General features: G+C 48.3%; 15 protein-coding genes, 7 tRNA genes and 1 pseudogene. 6 read left to right on the top strand and 17 right to left on the bottom strand.

Annotated features, from left to right (window positions below; all coding sequences use genetic code 11):
• Positions 1-189: hypothetical protein (locus ACTHSP_RS11750; RefSeq protein ID WP_440346141.1), on the top strand; the 189-nt coding region annotated here is incomplete at its 5' end.
• A 64-nt stretch (positions 190-253) separates the two neighbouring features.
• Here the strand turns inward: ACTHSP_RS11750 and ACTHSP_RS11745 are convergent.
• The 12 genes and pseudogenes from ACTHSP_RS11745 to ccoG form a co-directional block, all read right to left on the bottom strand.
• Positions 254-549: pseudogene (locus ACTHSP_RS11745) on the bottom strand (transposase); the annotation flags it as partial.
• A gap of 145 nt (positions 550-694) precedes the next feature.
• A tRNA-Leu gene (locus ACTHSP_RS11740) sits at positions 695-784 on the bottom strand.
• 21 nt (positions 785-805) lie between these two features.
• Positions 806-883: transfer RNA gene (locus ACTHSP_RS11735), tRNA-Cys, on the bottom strand.
• A 10-nt stretch (positions 884-893) separates the two neighbouring features.
• Positions 894-967, bottom strand: a tRNA-Cys gene (locus tag ACTHSP_RS11730).
• A gap of 36 nt (positions 968-1,003) precedes the next feature.
• Positions 1,004-1,079: transfer RNA gene (locus ACTHSP_RS11725), tRNA-Gly, on the bottom strand.
• Positions 1,080-1,100: 21 nt separating this feature from the next.
• Positions 1,101-1,176, bottom strand: a tRNA-Gly gene (locus tag ACTHSP_RS11720).
• A gap of 24 nt (positions 1,177-1,200) precedes the next feature.
• Positions 1,201-1,276, bottom strand: a tRNA-Gly gene (locus tag ACTHSP_RS11715).
• 34 nt (positions 1,277-1,310) lie between these two features.
• Positions 1,311-1,386 (bottom strand) — tRNA-Gly (locus ACTHSP_RS11710).
• Between the two features lie 95 nt (positions 1,387-1,481).
• Positions 1,482-2,042, bottom strand: a complete 561-nt coding sequence (gene pgsA / locus ACTHSP_RS11705) for a CDP-diacylglycerol--glycerol-3-phosphate 3-phosphatidyltransferase (RefSeq protein WP_003679552.1) — start codon at positions 2,040-2,042, stop codon at positions 1,482-1,484.
• A 44-nt stretch (positions 2,043-2,086) separates the two neighbouring features.
• Positions 2,087-2,599, bottom strand: coding sequence for a type IV secretion protein Rhs (locus ACTHSP_RS11700; protein WP_440346140.1), 513 nt, complete (start codon positions 2,597-2,599; stop codon positions 2,087-2,089).
• Between the two features lie 117 nt (positions 2,600-2,716).
• Positions 2,717-3,283 (bottom strand): FixH family protein, encoded by a 567-nt coding sequence (locus ACTHSP_RS11695; RefSeq protein WP_440346139.1) that lies wholly within the window; start codon positions 3,281-3,283, stop codon positions 2,717-2,719.
• A gap of 5 nt (positions 3,284-3,288) precedes the next feature.
• On the bottom strand, positions 3,289-4,773 hold the full coding sequence (ccoG, locus tag ACTHSP_RS11690; protein ID WP_440346138.1) for a cytochrome c oxidase accessory protein CcoG: 1,485 nt from the start codon (positions 4,771-4,773) through the stop codon (positions 3,289-3,291).
• A gap of 450 nt (positions 4,774-5,223) precedes the next feature.
• On the opposite strand from ccoG, the gene tkt reads away from it, so the two are divergent.
• The gene (tkt, locus tag ACTHSP_RS11685) at positions 5,224-7,203 is read left to right on the top strand and encodes a transketolase (RefSeq protein ID WP_049329776.1); all 1,980 of its coding nucleotides are present in this window, start codon (positions 5,224-5,226) and stop codon (positions 7,201-7,203) included.
• A gap of 65 nt (positions 7,204-7,268) precedes the next feature.
• Here the strand turns inward: tkt and clpA are convergent, their stop codons facing one another.
• Together clpA and clpS are read right to left on the bottom strand one after the other, a co-directional pair.
• Positions 7,269-9,548, bottom strand: a complete 2,280-nt coding sequence (clpA, locus tag ACTHSP_RS11680; RefSeq protein WP_440346137.1) for an ATP-dependent Clp protease ATP-binding subunit ClpA — start codon at positions 9,546-9,548, stop codon at positions 7,269-7,271.
• A 3-nt stretch (positions 9,549-9,551) separates the two neighbouring features.
• Positions 9,552-9,863, bottom strand: coding sequence for an ATP-dependent Clp protease adapter ClpS (gene clpS, locus ACTHSP_RS11675; RefSeq protein WP_049352804.1), 312 nt, complete (start codon positions 9,861-9,863; stop codon positions 9,552-9,554).
• A gap of 257 nt (positions 9,864-10,120) precedes the next feature.
• Between clpS and ACTHSP_RS11670 the strand changes: the two genes are divergently transcribed.
• The 4 genes from ACTHSP_RS11670 (at position 10,121) to ACTHSP_RS11655 (ending at position 11,658) form a co-directional block, all read left to right on the top strand.
• Positions 10,121-10,324 (top strand): cold-shock protein, encoded by a 204-nt coding sequence (locus tag ACTHSP_RS11670; protein ID WP_003682902.1) that lies wholly within the window; start codon positions 10,121-10,123, stop codon positions 10,322-10,324.
• 75 nt (positions 10,325-10,399) lie between these two features.
• On the top strand, positions 10,400-10,615 hold the full coding sequence (locus ACTHSP_RS11665; protein WP_003679564.1) for a hypothetical protein: 216 nt from the start codon (positions 10,400-10,402) through the stop codon (positions 10,613-10,615).
• A gap of 84 nt (positions 10,616-10,699) precedes the next feature.
• Positions 10,700-11,146 carry an SsrA-binding protein SmpB gene (gene smpB, locus ACTHSP_RS11660; RefSeq protein ID WP_049352803.1) on the top strand — a complete coding sequence of 149 codons (447 nt, stop codon included), beginning with the start codon at positions 10,700-10,702 and terminating at the stop codon, positions 11,144-11,146.
• A gap of 71 nt (positions 11,147-11,217) precedes the next feature.
• Positions 11,218-11,658, top strand: coding sequence for a hypothetical protein (locus tag ACTHSP_RS11655; protein ID WP_003682952.1), 441 nt, complete (start codon positions 11,218-11,220; stop codon positions 11,656-11,658).
• Between the two features lie 70 nt (positions 11,659-11,728).
• Here the strand turns inward: ACTHSP_RS11655 and ACTHSP_RS11650 are convergent, their stop codons facing one another.
• From ACTHSP_RS11650 to ACTHSP_RS11640, 3 genes are all read right to left on the bottom strand, one after another.
• Positions 11,729-12,214, bottom strand: a complete 486-nt coding sequence (locus ACTHSP_RS11650; protein ID WP_049352801.1) for a DUF4189 domain-containing protein — start codon at positions 12,212-12,214, stop codon at positions 11,729-11,731.
• A 170-nt stretch (positions 12,215-12,384) separates the two neighbouring features.
• A complete protein-coding gene (gene trxB, locus ACTHSP_RS11645; protein WP_003685652.1) occupies positions 12,385-13,335 on the bottom strand; it encodes a thioredoxin-disulfide reductase in 951 nt (316 codons plus the stop codon).
• 108 nt (positions 13,336-13,443) lie between these two features.
• Positions 13,444-14,397 (bottom strand): NAD(P)/FAD-dependent oxidoreductase (locus ACTHSP_RS11640; RefSeq protein ID WP_440346136.1); only part of this gene is annotated, 954 nt, incomplete at its 5' end.

Below are 14,397 nucleotides of genomic sequence, written 5' to 3'. Positions count from 1 at the left end.
GAAGGTACTCATGAAAAATCCCCTAAATGTCTTGGTGGGAATTTAGGGGATTTTGGGGAATTTTGCAAAGGTCTCGGCCTTATCATTTTGGGAAATTTTAAAATGAGCCCTTTGCAAAATTCCTTTTCCTTCCAGCAGCCGAAATCCAAACATAGATTTTCGGCTATTTTCGTTCCAAGTACCCACTGATTCCACTCAACCCCTCCTCTTTATTCTCCCCGGATACCCGATAATCAGGCATCTGGGCCGCCTTTTAGGTAACAACAGGCGCACTTAGCCTGTTAGCCGCTTTCAACAGGTTTAAACACATTGCCTTCAGATGGCTTTGTGCACTCACTTTAATCAGACCGAAATAGGCTGCCCGAGTGTAGCGGGACTTACGGTGCAGCGTACCGAAGCTTTGTTCGACCACATAACGGGTCTTCGATAGATGTCGGTTACGTTTGGTTTACGCTTCCATCAGCGGACGGTTATGGTGGGCTTTGCGCATAATGTCGTCCAGCAAACGATGATTACCAGATGCTACCGGTCTTCCTCGCTGTCATAGCCTGAGACCTTTGCACGAGCTTGTCACATTTGACACAAATGGCGCAAGTTAGACACAAATAAGGCACAAACAAAAAAACAGCCTTACAAATAAGCTGTCAATTAGAAATTTGGAATATTAGATTTTTCAATAAATTCAGATATTTATTGGTGCCCGGAGCCGGAATCGAACCGGCACGGCCGGTTTAGGGCCGACGGATTTTAAGTCCGTTGTGTCTACCTATTTCACCACCCGGGCGTAGACAATAAATCGAGAGATTGGAGGCGGGGGCGCGGATTTGAACCGGCCTATATAAGGGTTGCACCCCTTATAGCATAAACACTCTGCCACCCCGCCATGAAATGGATGGAGGCGAGAGTCGGAATCGAACCGGCGTAGACGGATTTGCAATCCGCTGCATAACCACTTTGCTATCTCGCCAAATAAACTACTTTGGAGTGTTGGTAGTATTGAAACTGGAGCGGGAAACGAGTCTCGAACTCGCGACCTCAACCTTGGCAAGGTTGCGCTCTACCAACTGAGCTATTCCCGCGTATTCGGATGCATGATTTAATGGAGCGGGAAACGAGTCTCGAACTCGCGACCTCAACCTTGGCAAGGTTGCGCTCTACCAACTGAGCTATTCCCGCATTTGAGTGCATCTGAAATTAAACTGGAGCGGGAAACGAGTCTCGAACTCGCGACCTCAACCTTGGCAAGGTTGCGCTCTACCAACTGAGCTATTCCCGCATATTGAAAAAGAACAATCAACAAGTAATCAAGATGGAGCGGGAAACGAGTCTCGAACTCGCGACCTCAACCTTGGCAAGGTTGCGCTCTACCAACTGAGCTATTCCCGCTCTGATATTTGTTGCTTCGTAATATCGAAGAAGACGCAATTATTATGGATTTAATCGTGTGCGTCAAGTGTTTTGTTTTTATTTTTTTAAAAATTTTATTTGAATTCTTTCCACGCCATTTTAAGGTAGTAGCACATAGACCAGATGGTTAATACGGATGCTATAAACATCAATATGTTACCAATGAGATAGAAAGGGTCGTTATATTTGTCCGTACCGATAAGCAAAAGGAAGATGGCAATCATTTGGGCAGTGGTTTTGAATTTGCCGATAGTAGCTACGGCGACGCTGCCGCGTTTGCCCATTTGTGCCATCCATTCGCGCAGGGCGGAAATGGTAATTTCTCGGCCGATAATAATCATGGCGAAGATGGCGTATGTTCTGCCAAGGCTGACGAGCAGGAGTAGGGCAACGGCAACCATGAGTTTGTCGGCAACGGGGTCGAGGAATGCACCGAAGTCGGAGGTTTGTTTCCAGCGGCGTGCTAAAAAGCCGTCAAACCAGTCTGTAATAGCGGCAAGTGCAAAGATGATGGCGGCTGTCCAGTTGACGGTTTGTGGTTGAATCCATGTGTTCGGTAAATAGAATAGGATGGTGAACACGGGGATTAATAGGACGCGCATCCAGGTAAGTAAAATAGGTATGTTCCAAGGCATGGTTTGGGATCTTTTGGATGATGTGTCGGGTTGTTCATTATAGCTTATTTGTTCACTCTGCTTTTGAAGTGTTGTTTTTTTGCCGACAAATATTTCGGGCATAGATTTTTGTCGTGTGGGTTGTGAAGAAAATCTGCTAAGGCCGTCTGAAAAATAGGCTGTTGCGGGGTGTAAATGTTTTTGGGTAGAAAAGTAGCTGCGAAATAGTGGGCAATAAGGTCTGCCTGCTGTTCGATATTTAATTGGTTGATGTGGGGTAAGGGGATGGGGTAGGCGTAAGCTTTGCGTTTTCTGTATCCGCCTTTGAGCATGATGAATAGGCCGGAAAGCCAAACTTTGTGACCGCGCTGGTGTTGCCAGACATGTGTCAGCTCATGAATCAGCCAAATTTTGTAGGCTATGCCGGCTTGAGTGAAATCTTTGGGGCAGTGTTTACGCGGAAAGTATATGTTTCCATTGGGCGCAATGGCGGTATTGGCGTTGGGTATAAGTGGAATGCCGCGATATATTTTGATGCGGTGGAAGTTTATGCTGTCCGCAAAAACTTGTTTTGCCATACGGACTTCATTTTCTGTCAGTCTGCGCCAATTGGAAAAAATCATATTTTAAAGAATGATAGAGGGTAAAAAGATTTTCAGGCCGTCTGAAAGGTTTCAGACGGCCTGGGTCGGGATTTATTGTTCTGTTGAAGCGGCTTGTTTACCGTTGTCGAACAATTTGTCCATAGGCGTCAAGTTGACTGCATTGCCTTGGCTGACTATCCATTTGTTTTCAACACGCCACACGCCTGAGGTATCTTCAACTCGCAAGTACCAATGGTTGGTTTGGTGGAGAGGTTTGAAGATGGCTTCGTATTCCATACGGCCGTTTTGTGGCTCGGACGTTACGGCGCGCAGCTTGACGGTTTGGTCGTCAGCTTTGCGTGTCGGGTGCATCAGTAGCAGGTTTAATGGCTGTTTGGGATCGAATTGTCCACTGACGAATACTTTGGCGGCATTCATGTCCGGACTGATTAAAACCTGCACTTGAATCTGCCTTTTAACGGCTTCTTCATCGCGGTGAAGCTGGATTTCGATGTGTTTGCCATCTTTATAGTAATCGTCGGAAACTAAGTCTGTCGTATGTTCTTTTGCGACGAAGAACATAGACACGCTGGCGATAACGACAAAGATTGGACCTGCCATCAGCACCCAAGGCCAAGTGTGTTTATACCAAGGCTTAGTGGAATTGGGTTTGGACACCGTTGTTATTCTCCAATAAAGGTTGCTTTTTCATTCAAGACAGTCGGTTCGGCATCAGCGGCATCGGTTTCACGATATGTGAAGGTAAATTCAATCGGCTGGCTGCCTTTTTCGGCGTACTCAGGAATGGTGGACACTTGAACTGGAATGGTCAAGGTTTCGCGTGGCGCAATTTTAATACCGTTTTCTGGTAAGCCGGTCAAGGCGATATCATCAAAACCTTTGACTGTTGCAGTAACGGTCTGTTCATGTTCACTCTTATTAATGATGCGCAGGTTGTAGGCATTTTCCAACCAGCCTTGGCTGTTTTCGCGCACCATCACGCCGCGGTCTTTCAGAATATCCACTTCGACCATTTTACGGGTGGAAATGCCGGTTAAGAAAGCAATAATAACCACAAACAATACTGCACCATAACCTGCAACGCGAGGGCGTTTCAGACGTTTTTTGATGTCGCTTTCAGGGTATTCATGCTCCATCGCACCTTCTGTGGTGTAACGGATCAGGCCGCGCGGATAACCCATTTTGTCCATGATTTCATCACAAGCATCGATACAGGCTGCACAACCGATGCATTGGTATTGCAGACCGTCGCGGATGTCGATACCGACGGGGCAGACTTGTACACACATGGTGCAGTTGATGCAGTCGCCCAAGCCGCTGTCTTCTTTGTTGGCGGTTTTTTTGCGTGCACCACGAGGTTCGCCGCGTTCTGTATCGTAGGAAATAATCAGTGTGTCTTTGTCAAACATTGCACTTTGGAAGCGTGCATATGGGCACATATGCAGGCACACTTTTTCACGCATAATGTGGGCAAAGAAGAAGGTCATGAATCCATAAAACGCTGCAGCAAACATTGCGCCGCCGCCTGCTGCTCCGGTGAATAAATCGGGAACAAACTGGCGGATAGGGACAAACCAGCCTGCAAAAGTTATACCTGTCCATGCACAGACAAGGAAAATCAGTAGGTATTTGGTGACTTTAATGCGGATTTTAGTAAAGTTCCAAGGCGATTTTTCCAGTTTTAAACGTTTGTTGCGGTCGCCTTCAACCAAGTTGTCGATCCAAAGCATGATTTCGGTGTAAACCGTTTGCGGGCAAGAGTAGCCGCACCACAAACGACCGGCAATGGTTGTCCACCAAAACAGTCCGAAGGCACAAATCATCAACAGCAAGGCAAGGTAAATCAAATCGCCCATGCCCAGTGACAGGCCGAAAATGAAAAAATGACGGTCAGGGATATTAAATAAAACTGCCTGACGGTTACTCCAGTTAAACCATGGAATTACGTAAAATACAAACTGGGTCGCCAATACGGCGGCGATACGCAGTTTGGCAAAGCGTCCTTCTGCTTTTTTCGGATGGATGCGTTCGCCTTCGGGATGAATTTGAATTACGCTGGATTTGGGTTTGGAAGGTTTGGGCGGAGTGGCTTTTGCCGTTTTTTCTGTTGAGGGTGTGGTGTTTTCCGCTTGGTTTTCGGGTGACATAATCAGTGTTCCTTAATCGAAGTGCACACAAGCCTTTTGTCATGGTAGTAGTTTGATGCGAGTATTTTCAGACGGCCTTGGGCGTGCATATAAAATCATAACATTTGACTTTATGCAAAGCAAAAGCGGGGTTTGGCCTTAACAATAGTTGAGGTACTCCTATCTCATACAAGGCCGTCTGAAAAGAGCAGTATTCAAAGACTTACGGAATAAGCACAGATTTATGCTTATAGTGATTTCCTATTTATCCAATAAAAAAATTTACAACATACTGTTTCAAAACGAAATAACAGTTAATATCATCTATCCCGTCCGTTTCAGACGGCCTATTGGAAATCATGCCGTCTGACAATGCAAATATCAAAGGCTATTCTTGAAAGCACGGCTGATTCAGGCGATAATCGGCACACTTTTCTCATATTTCCAATCTTGTCCAAGGAAGGTCAAACCATGTCTCAACTGGCAAACGCAATCCGTTTCCTCTCAGTCGATGCCGTACAAAAAGCCAACTCCGGCCACCCGGGTGCGCCTATGGGTATGGCGGAAATGGCGGAAGTATTGTGGACGAAGTTCCTCAATCATAATCCTGCCAACCCAAAATTCTACAACCGCGATCGTTTTGTCCTCTCCAATGGTCATGCCTCCATGATTCTTTACAGCCTGTTGCACCTGACCGGCTACAACGTTTCCATTGATGATTTGAAAAATTTCCGCCAACTGCACAGCAAAACCCCCGGCCATCCGGAATATGGCTATACCGACGGCGTGGAAACCACAACCGGCCCATTGGGACAAGGTATTGCCAACGCAGTAGGCATGGCTTTGGCCGAAAAAATCTTGGCTGCCGAATTCAATAAAGACGGTTTGAACATTGTTGACCACCACACCTACGTCTTCATGGGCGACGGCTGCATGATGGAAGGCGTATCGCATGAAGCCTGCTCGCTTGCCGGTACTTTAGGCTTGGGCAAACTGATTGTTTTATATGATGACAATAATATTTCCATTGACGGTAAGGTGGACGGTTGGTTTACCGAAAATATTCCGCAACGCTTTGAAAGCTACGGCTGGCATGTGATTCCAAATGTAAACGGTCATGATACTGATGCCATTCAGACGGCTATTGAAGCGGCCAAAGCCGAAACCGGCAAACCTTCCCTGATTTGCTGCAAAACCTTAATCGGTAAAGGCAGCGCCAACAAGGAAGGCAGCCATAAAACCCACGGTGCGCCTTTGGGTGCGGACGAGATCGAAGCCACGCGCAAACATTTGGGTTGGGCTTATCCTGCGTTTGAAATCCCTCAAGAAATCTATGCTGCATGGGATGCAAAAGAAAAAGGCGCGAAACTTGAGACCGAATGGAACGAACTCTTCGCTCAATATCAAGCCAAATATCCTGCCGAAGCTGCAGAATTCGTGCGCCGCATGGATAAAAAACTGCCTGAAAACTTCGACGCTTACGTTCAAGCCGCATTGAAAGAAGTGTGTGTCAAAGCGGAAACCATCGCCACCCGTAAAGCCAGCCAAAACAGCATCGAAATCTTGGCAAAAGAGCTGCCTGAATTGGTGGGCGGTTCTGCCGACCTGACCCCATCCAACCTGACTGACTGGTCAAACAGCGTTTCCGTTACCCGCGAACACGGCGGCAACTACATCCACTACGGCGTGCGCGAGTTCGGCATGGGCGCAATCATGAACGGTCTTACCTTGCATGGCGGTGTTAAACCATTCGGTGCGACTTTCCTGATGTTCAGCGAATACGAACTCAACGCCCTGCGCATGGCGGCACTGATGAAAATCAACCCTGTATTTGTGTTTACCCACGATTCCATCGGTTTGGGTGAAGACGGTCCGACCCACCAACCTATCGAGCAAACTGCCACTTTGCGCCTGATTCCGAATATGGACGTATGGCGTCCATGCGATACCGTTGAATCTTTGGTAGCGTGGTCTGAAGCCGTTAAAGCGGCTGATCACCCATCCAGCTTGATTTTCAGCCGTCAAAACTTGAAATTCCAAGCGCGTGATGAGCAACAGCTGAACGACATCAAACGCGGTGCTTACGTGATCAGTGAAGCTCAAGGTAATGCGCAAGCTGTTGTAATTGCTACCGGCTCTGAAGTTGAATTGTCTCTGGAAGCACAAAAGGTATTGGCAGAACAAGGTATTGCCGTGCGCGTTGTTTCCATGCCTTCTACCAATGTATTCGACCGCCAAGATGCCGCCTATAAAGCCGCCGTTCTGCCGGAAGGTTTGCCACGTGTAGCCGTAGAAGCCGGACATGCCGACGGTTGGTATAAATACGTCGGTTTGAACGGCGCAGTGGTCGGTATCAACCGCTTCGGCGAGTCTGCACCTGCTGATTTGCTGTTCAAAGAATTTGGTTTTACCGTAGACAATGTGGTTGCCACTGTCAAATCCGTTTTGTAAATCAGATTTTTGATTGAGATAAAAAGGCCGTCTGAAATTTCAGACGGCCTTTTATTTTTGACCAGTTAAACAGTTTCTGTTTCAGGTTTGACCTTGCTTTTCTTAAACTTCAACACGGCTTCTTCTTTTGCTGCATCCCAGTCTATCCGCACAAAGCCGCCGTCGGCGAGTTTGCCGAACAGGAGTTCGTCGGCGAGCGGTTTGCGGATTTTTTCCTGAATCAGGCGGTTCATTGGGCGTGCACCCATTTGCGGGTCGAAACCTTTTTCCGCCAGATATTTGCGCAATGCCGGTGTGAATTCGGCTTCGACTTTTTTGTCGAGGAGCTGGTGTTCGAGCTGGAGCAGGAATTTGTCCACGACTTTGACGATGATGGGTTCGGACAAGGGCGCAAACGGGATAATCGCGTCCAAGCGATTGCGGAACTCGGGCGTGAAGAGTTTGTTGATTGCCTGCATTTCGTCGCCGCATTCGCGTTTGGCGGTAAAGCCGAGGCTGGGGCGGCTGAGGCTTTCCGCGCCTGCGTTGGTGGTCATAATCAGGATGACGTTGCGGAAATCGGCACTCTTGCCGTTGTTGTCGGTCAGTTTGCCTGCGTCCATGACTTGCAGGAGGACGTTGAAAATGTCGGGGTGGGCTTTTTCTATTTCGTCTAAGAGCAACACGCAATGCGGCTGCTTGTTGACGGCTTCGGTCAAAAGGCCGCCTTGTTCAAAGCCGACGTAGCCCGGCGGCGCGCCGATGAGGCGCGATACGGCGTGGCGTTCCATGTATTCGGACATATCAAAGCGTTGCAGCGGTACGCCCATCGAGTAGGCAAGCTGTTTGGCGACTTCGGTTTTGCCGACGCCGGTCGGGCCGGAGAAGAGGAAACTGCCTATCGGTTTGTCGGGCAGGGCGAGGCCGGAGCGCGACATTTTGACAGCGGCAACCAGCGCGTCGATGGCATTTTCCTGACCGTAAACCATGTTTTTCAAATCGCGGCCGAGGAATTGCAGCACTTGTTTGTCGTCGTGCGACACGGTTTTTTCAGGAATCCGCGCAACCTTGGCGATGACGGTTTCGATTTGCGCTTTGCCGATGACTTTTTTCTGTTTGGATTTGGGCAAAATCCGTTGCGCAGCGCCTGCTTCGTCCATCACGTCGATGGCTTTGTCAGGCAGGAAACGTTCGTTGATGTAGCGTGCGGAAAGTTCGGCGGCGGCTTCAAGTGCGCCTTGCGTATAGCGGACTTGGTGGAAATCTTCAAACATCGGCTTCAAGCCGCGCAGGATTTGAACGGTTTCGGAAACGGTGGGTTCGACCACGTCAATTTTTTGGAAACGGCGGCTTAAGGCGTGGTCTTTGTCGAAAATGGTGCGGTATTCGTCGTAAGTAGTCGCGCCGATACAGCGCAATGAGCCTTTCGCCAATGCAGGTTTGAGCAGGTTGGACGCGTCCATCGTGCCGCCGCTGGTGCTACCCGCGCCGATGATAGTGTGGATTTCGTCGATAAACAAAATGGCGTGCGGGATTTTTTCGAGCTGCTTTAAGACGGACTTGACCCGCGCTTCAAAGTCGCCGCGGTATTTCGTGCCCGCCAAAAGCGAACCCATATCCAGTGCGTACACTTCGGCTTCTTTCAGCGCGTCGGGAATGTCGCCGTTGACGATTTGATGCGCCAAGCCTTCTGCCAGCGCGGTTTTGCCCACGCCTGCCTCGCCGACCAAAAGCGGATTGTTTTTACGGCGGCGGCACAGGATTTGCACCAGTCGTTCCATTTCGTGTTTGCGACCAATCAAAGGGTCGATACGGCCGGCTTTGACTTCGGCGTTGAGGTTGACGGTGTAGTCGGAAAGGGAGCCGGTTTTCTGTTCCGCTTCCTCGCCTTCGCGTCCCAGGCCGTCTGAATCATTGCCATCCTCGTCATCGGGCGAACCATGGGCAATGCAACGCAAGACTTCAAAGCGCGTAATGGATTGCAATTTGAGGAAATAAACGGCATGGCTTTCAGATTCGCTCATCATGGCAACCAAAATATCTAAAGGCTCTACTGCGGCTTTGCCGGCAGACTGGGTATGCACCATTGCCCGTTGGATGACGCGTTGGAAGCCCAATGTCGGCTGGGTTTCGACCGTATCTAGAAGATGATCGGGAATTTGCGGCGTGTTTTCAGCAACGCTGGCCGCAAGCTGCTCGGACAGGACTTTTAAATCCGCACCACACAGTTTCAAGACGTTCGGCACAGCCGCATCTTCTTCTATCAACACCAAAAGCAGGTGTTCCAAGCTGATAAACTCATAACGGGCGTTGCGTGCTTCACGGTAGAGCAGTTGCAGGATGTGTTCCAATTCGGGTGAAAGCATGGTTTAAACCTCTTCGACTATACATTTGAGCGGATGCCCTTCAGCTTTGGCACATTCCATGACCTGATGTTGCTTGGTCTGCGCAATATCGCGCGTGTAGGTGCCGCACAGGCCTTTGCCTTCGTGGTGCACCAACAACATGACGGCCACTGCTTGTTCCTGTGCAAGCATAAAGACTTCGGTCAGGATTTCGACGACAAATTCCATGGTGGTGTAATCGTCGTTCAATAAAAATACGCCGTAACGTTTCGGCGGCTGTGTGTTGATATCGCTGAGCAGGGTATCGGATTGGTGGTCGGTATTCGGATGGTTCATAATCTTAGGTTTCAGTTTTCAGACGGCCTGTTTTAGAGTGTAAACCGTTTTCTGTTGTATTTCGGCAATTTTTTTCTATTTTCCCACTTTTTTGAAAACATAGCTTGACGTTTTGTCTTAACAAATGTAAAAAGACAGTTAAGCAGAAGTTGGCACTCGACCGCGTATGCAATACGGGGGAGAAACGCTGAACGTTTTAGTTTGCTGTATGCCTTGTTTTGCTGATTTTGTTAATTTTTAAGTATAGGAAGTTTCTAATGGCAACCGGTATCGTAAAATGGTTTAACGACGCTAAAGGTTTTGGTTTCATCACTCCTGATGAAGGTGGCGAAGATTTGTTCGCTCACTTCTCAGCGATCAACATGGATGGTTTCAAAACCCTGAAAGAAGGTCAACGCGTATCTTTCGACGTAACCACCGGCCCTAAAGGCAAACAAGCTGCTAATATTCAAGCTGCTTAATCAAATGCGCGGCGTAAGCCGTAAAATCATGGCGGGGTTTCCCGCCATTTTTTATGGGCGTTCGGGTCAAAAATTATGAATCAAAATTCATCTTATCAAAATGCTTTAAACCAGTTGGACGAGCTTATCCGTCATTTTCGCAGCGAAGGCGAGGTCAGCTGCGCCGTTGCCGAGCGTGAAGACCAAATCTTGATCCGCCTTGCCGATTTGAAACTGGATTTACGCCCTGAAGATGAAAAAGCCATTGCCGATATCGACCGTTTTTACCGCCGCCATGTTTTAAGCGAATAAACGTTTCAAAACCGTTTGCCGTTTTATTTTTTAAGCATGCCTGATAAAATAGGCCGTCTGAAAAGTTTGTAAAGAATCAGCACAATGAGTATTGCCAATAATAAAAAAGCCTTTCACGATTTCTTTATCGAAGACCAAATCGAAGCCGGTATAGTATTGGAGGGATGGGAAGTCAAAGCCATCCGCGCTACACGCGTTCAATTAAAAGAAAGCTATATCTACTGGAAAAAAGACGCATTCTATTTGGTGGGTTGCCACATTACCGCATTGCCCACTGCCTCGACACACGTCAAACCCGATCCTGTCCGTCCGCGTAAGTTGTTGTTGAAACAATCGGAAATCAACAAGTTAATCGGCAAAACCGAACGTGCCGGTTATACGATTGTGCCCTTAAACCTGCATTACACCCGAGGTAGAATCAAAGTGGAAATCGGTTTGGCCAAGGGTAAGAAACAGCATGACAAACGCCAAAGCCTGAAAGAAGCGGATTGGAAGCGTGAGAAACAGCGTTTAATGAAAAACGTACGTTGATTTTTTCAGACGGCCTTTTTATAAAGGCCGTCTGAATATTTATTGTTTGAAAATTTTAAAAAGGAAAACAGATGAAAACTATGATTTTAGCGGCGGCTTCTGCCGTATTGTTGTTGGGTGCGTGTTCCACTACGGAACAACGAGTATTGAAACCTGAAGAGCTGACCAGCATCAAACATGTCTGCATCATTCAAAATGCAAAAGTAAGGCCGCATGATTTGGATCGTGCTTTGTCTAAAGCTTTGGCAAAACGCGGTATCGGCAGCACGATTGTGACAGCGGATAACCGTGGCAAACTGTATGATTCTTCTTGCCCGTATAATCTGCGTTATAAAACCAAAGGCAATAATGAAATCTTGCGTAAAGGTGTATTTGTGTTGAGAAGCACGAAGTACGCGGTTTCGACTGTCAGCTACTCTTTGAATGATGAAAACCACTTCCGAACCAATCCTGATTTGGTGAAACAGGCTGAAGGCGTTGTGGCCAAATTGTTGGAAAAAAACAGCAAATAAAAGCCAGAATAAAAAACCGGCTTGCCGTGATAGAGAATATCGGGCAAGCCGGTTTTATTTTCAGACGGCCTTAAATGGATTTGATTTTTTCCCAAAGGGTTTTGACCGTACCTTGATAGTAGGTTTCGGAAGTGCAATAGACTGTTTCTAAAGCACATTGTCCTTGTGAGCCGTATTTTTTGATACATTGGTTCAAGGCAATTTGATGCACGGTTTTGAAACGAGGGGAGGTAATGGCTACTACGTTTTGAGCAGTCAATTTGCCCATGGCTTTAGGATAGGCAACAGCGATACAGGTGTTGTGCAGAGGGACAACCGTTTTACAGCCTGTTGCTTGGCCTGCGCTGATACCGGCTAAGGCATCTTGGCCTTTACAGAATGTTTCGAGTTCGGCTGTCGCATCCAGTTGGGTGGCATTTTCTTTGGTGGTTTTGATTTGCAGCACTTCATTGCTGTCGGCAGGGTTTTGCCACATGGCCAGGTAGCCGTAAGTATCGGCAGCCAGGGCGGCAGGAGTCAGTGCGCAAAGGATAAGTGTCATTAGTGTTTTTTTCATGTTTGTTCCCTGTTTGTTGGGTATTTGTCGTTATTATAAAGCAAAAGTTCTTATTTGATATAAATTTGCTTTTAAAATGAATATTTGAGTGTGGTAGATAGATTATAGGCCGTCTGAGATTTCAGACGGCCTTTTATTATGTTTTAAAGAATAGGGCGTAGCTTAGAGGCTTATACGCCGTGGCGGTCGAGCCAACGTTCGGCATCAAGTGCGGCTTGGCAGCCGGAAGCTGCGCTGGTGATGGCTTGACGGTAGGTATGGTCTTTGACGTCGCCTGCCGCCCATACGCCTTCGATATTGGTTGCGCCGACATTGTCACCGGTGCCGCCTTTGGTTTTCAGGTAGCCAGTTTCATCCATATCGAGTTGGCCTTTGAAGATATCGGTGTTGGGTTTGTGGCCGATGGCGATGAAAACGCCTTTTACAGCGATTTCTTCAGTGCTGCCGTCATTGTGTTTCAGGCGTGCACCGGTAACGCCACTTTCGTCGCCCAAGATTTCATCAACCGAGCTGTTGAGCTTGAGGATGATTTTGCCTTCTTCGACGCGTTGCATCAGTTTATCCACCATGATTTTTTCGGCACGGAAACTGTCGCGGCGGTGAATCAGGGTAACGGTGTTGGCGATATTGGCAAGGTAGAGGGCTTCTTCCACAGCGGTATTGCCACCGCCTACTACGGCAACATCTTGTTTTTTGTAGAAGAAACCATCGCAAGTTGCGCAGGCGGAAACGCCTTTCCCGGCAAAGGTTTCTTCGCTTGGCAAACCTAAATATTTGGCGGATGCGCCGGTGGCAACGATGAGCGCATCGCAGGTGTATTCGCCCATATCGCCTTTGAGGGTGAAAGGACGGTTTTGCAAATCAACGGTATGGATTTGGTCGAAAATCATTTCAGTACCGAAGCGTTCAGCATGAGCTTGGAAACGTGCCATCAGTTCCGGACCTTGTACGCCTCCTGCATCGGCAGGCCAGTTGTCCACTTCGGTGGTGGTCATCAGTTGTCCGCCTTGCTCAACGCCGGTAATGATCACAGGGTTGAGGTTGGCACGGGCGGCATAGACGGCGGCAGTATAGCCGGCAGGGCCGGAGCCGAGGATGATGAGTTTGTGATGGTTGCTCATGATGGTTTCCTTGCTGATAAATGATTGAATTTTGTCGTATCTAAGCTTTCAGACGGCCTGAATTTTACTTGAATCTGCCGCCGTCTGAAATATGTTTGTTGTTTGGGTTTAGTGGCTGTCTTTCCATTGATAGTATTTTGAGCCGAGGAAAGAGCCGAGTTTGCGCAGGAAAGGCTGGGTAATGATATTGCTGTGGCGAAGTTGCTCAAAAGGTTTCAGACGGCCCTCATCGCCCATGATGGCTTCGGCAATCGCCAAACCGGCAATGCCGGTAATCGCCATGCCGTGTCCGGAATAGCCTTGGGCGTAGAAAACAGTAGGGGCGAGGCGGCCGAAGTGTGGGGCGAGATTGCGCGTGATGTCGCATTCGCCGCCCCAAGAATGCTCGATTCTGACATTGGCAAGTTGCGGGAAAACTTTCAGCATGTCTTGACGGACGAGTTCGGTCATGCGGTCAGGGTCATCGATAAACTCGTTGTCTTTGCCGCCGAAGAGCAGGCGGCCGTCGGCGCTGAGGCGATAGTAGTCGAGGACGTGGCGGTTGTCGCAGATGGCCATATTGTTGCGGATCAGGTCTTTGGCACGCTCACCCAGAGGCTCGGTGGCGATGATAAAGGTGCTGACTGCAATGGCTTTTTGTTCCAATACTTTGAATTTCGGGTGTAAGCCTGCATAAGTGTTGACGGCATAAACGAGGTTTTTGCATTCAACGCTGCCATTGGGCGTATGAACCAGCCAGCCGTTATCGCATGGCTCGATACGCGTCATCGGGGATTGCTCAAAAAGTTGTGCGCCTGCATCTGCTGCCGCTTTAGCAATGCCCAGGGTGTAATTGAGCGGGTGTAAGTGGCCTGATAAAGGATCAAATTGCGCGCCTTGATACATATCGCTGGCAAGTTGCTGCTTTAGCGTGGCTTTATCCCAAAGCTGGTAATGGCTTGCACCATAATGTTTTTGGGCGTGTTCGTGCCATTGTTGCAATTCTTCCCAATGCTGAGGACGGACGGCGACGGTAGCGTAGCCGCGTTGCCAATCGCATTGGATATTGTGTTTTTGAATGCG

The sequence above is a fragment of the Neisseria sp. P0001.S005 genome (assembly GCF_051963715.1).
The sequence above is the reverse complement of the archived record's forward strand: the minus strand, read 5'-3'. Positions and strand labels throughout refer to the sequence as shown.

Bases quoted from the DNA above. Each gene is read 5' to 3' on its own strand.
- pgsA (WP_003679552.1), bottom strand. From the start codon at position 2,042: ATGCCTTGGAACATACCTATTTTACTTACCTGGATGCGCGTCCTATTA.
- ACTHSP_RS11700 (WP_440346140.1), bottom strand. From the start codon at position 2,599: ATGGCAAAACAAGTTTTTGCGGACAGCATAAACTTCCACCGCATCAAA.
- ccoG (WP_440346138.1), bottom strand. From the start codon at position 4,773: ATGTCACCCGAAAACCAAGCGGAAAACACCACACCCTCAACAGAAAAA.
- tkt (WP_049329776.1), top strand. From the start codon at position 5,224: ATGTCTCAACTGGCAAACGCAATCCGTTTCCTCTCAGTCGATGCCGTA.
- clpA (WP_440346137.1), bottom strand. From the start codon at position 9,548: ATGCTTTCACCCGAATTGGAACACATCCTGCAACTGCTCTACCGTGAA.
- clpS (WP_049352804.1), bottom strand. From the start codon at position 9,863: ATGAACCATCCGAATACCGACCACCAATCCGATACCCTGCTCAGCGAT.
- ACTHSP_RS11670 (WP_003682902.1), top strand. From the start codon at position 10,121: ATGGCAACCGGTATCGTAAAATGGTTTAACGACGCTAAAGGTTTTGGT.
- ACTHSP_RS11665 (WP_003679564.1), top strand. From the start codon at position 10,400: ATGAATCAAAATTCATCTTATCAAAATGCTTTAAACCAGTTGGACGAG.
- smpB (WP_049352803.1), top strand. From the start codon at position 10,700: ATGAGTATTGCCAATAATAAAAAAGCCTTTCACGATTTCTTTATCGAA.
- ACTHSP_RS11655 (WP_003682952.1), top strand. From the start codon at position 11,218: ATGAAAACTATGATTTTAGCGGCGGCTTCTGCCGTATTGTTGTTGGGT.
- ACTHSP_RS11650 (WP_049352801.1), bottom strand. From the start codon at position 12,214: ATGAAAAAAACACTAATGACACTTATCCTTTGCGCACTGACTCCTGCC.
- trxB (WP_003685652.1), bottom strand. From the start codon at position 13,335: ATGAGCAACCATCACAAACTCATCATCCTCGGCTCCGGCCCTGCCGGC.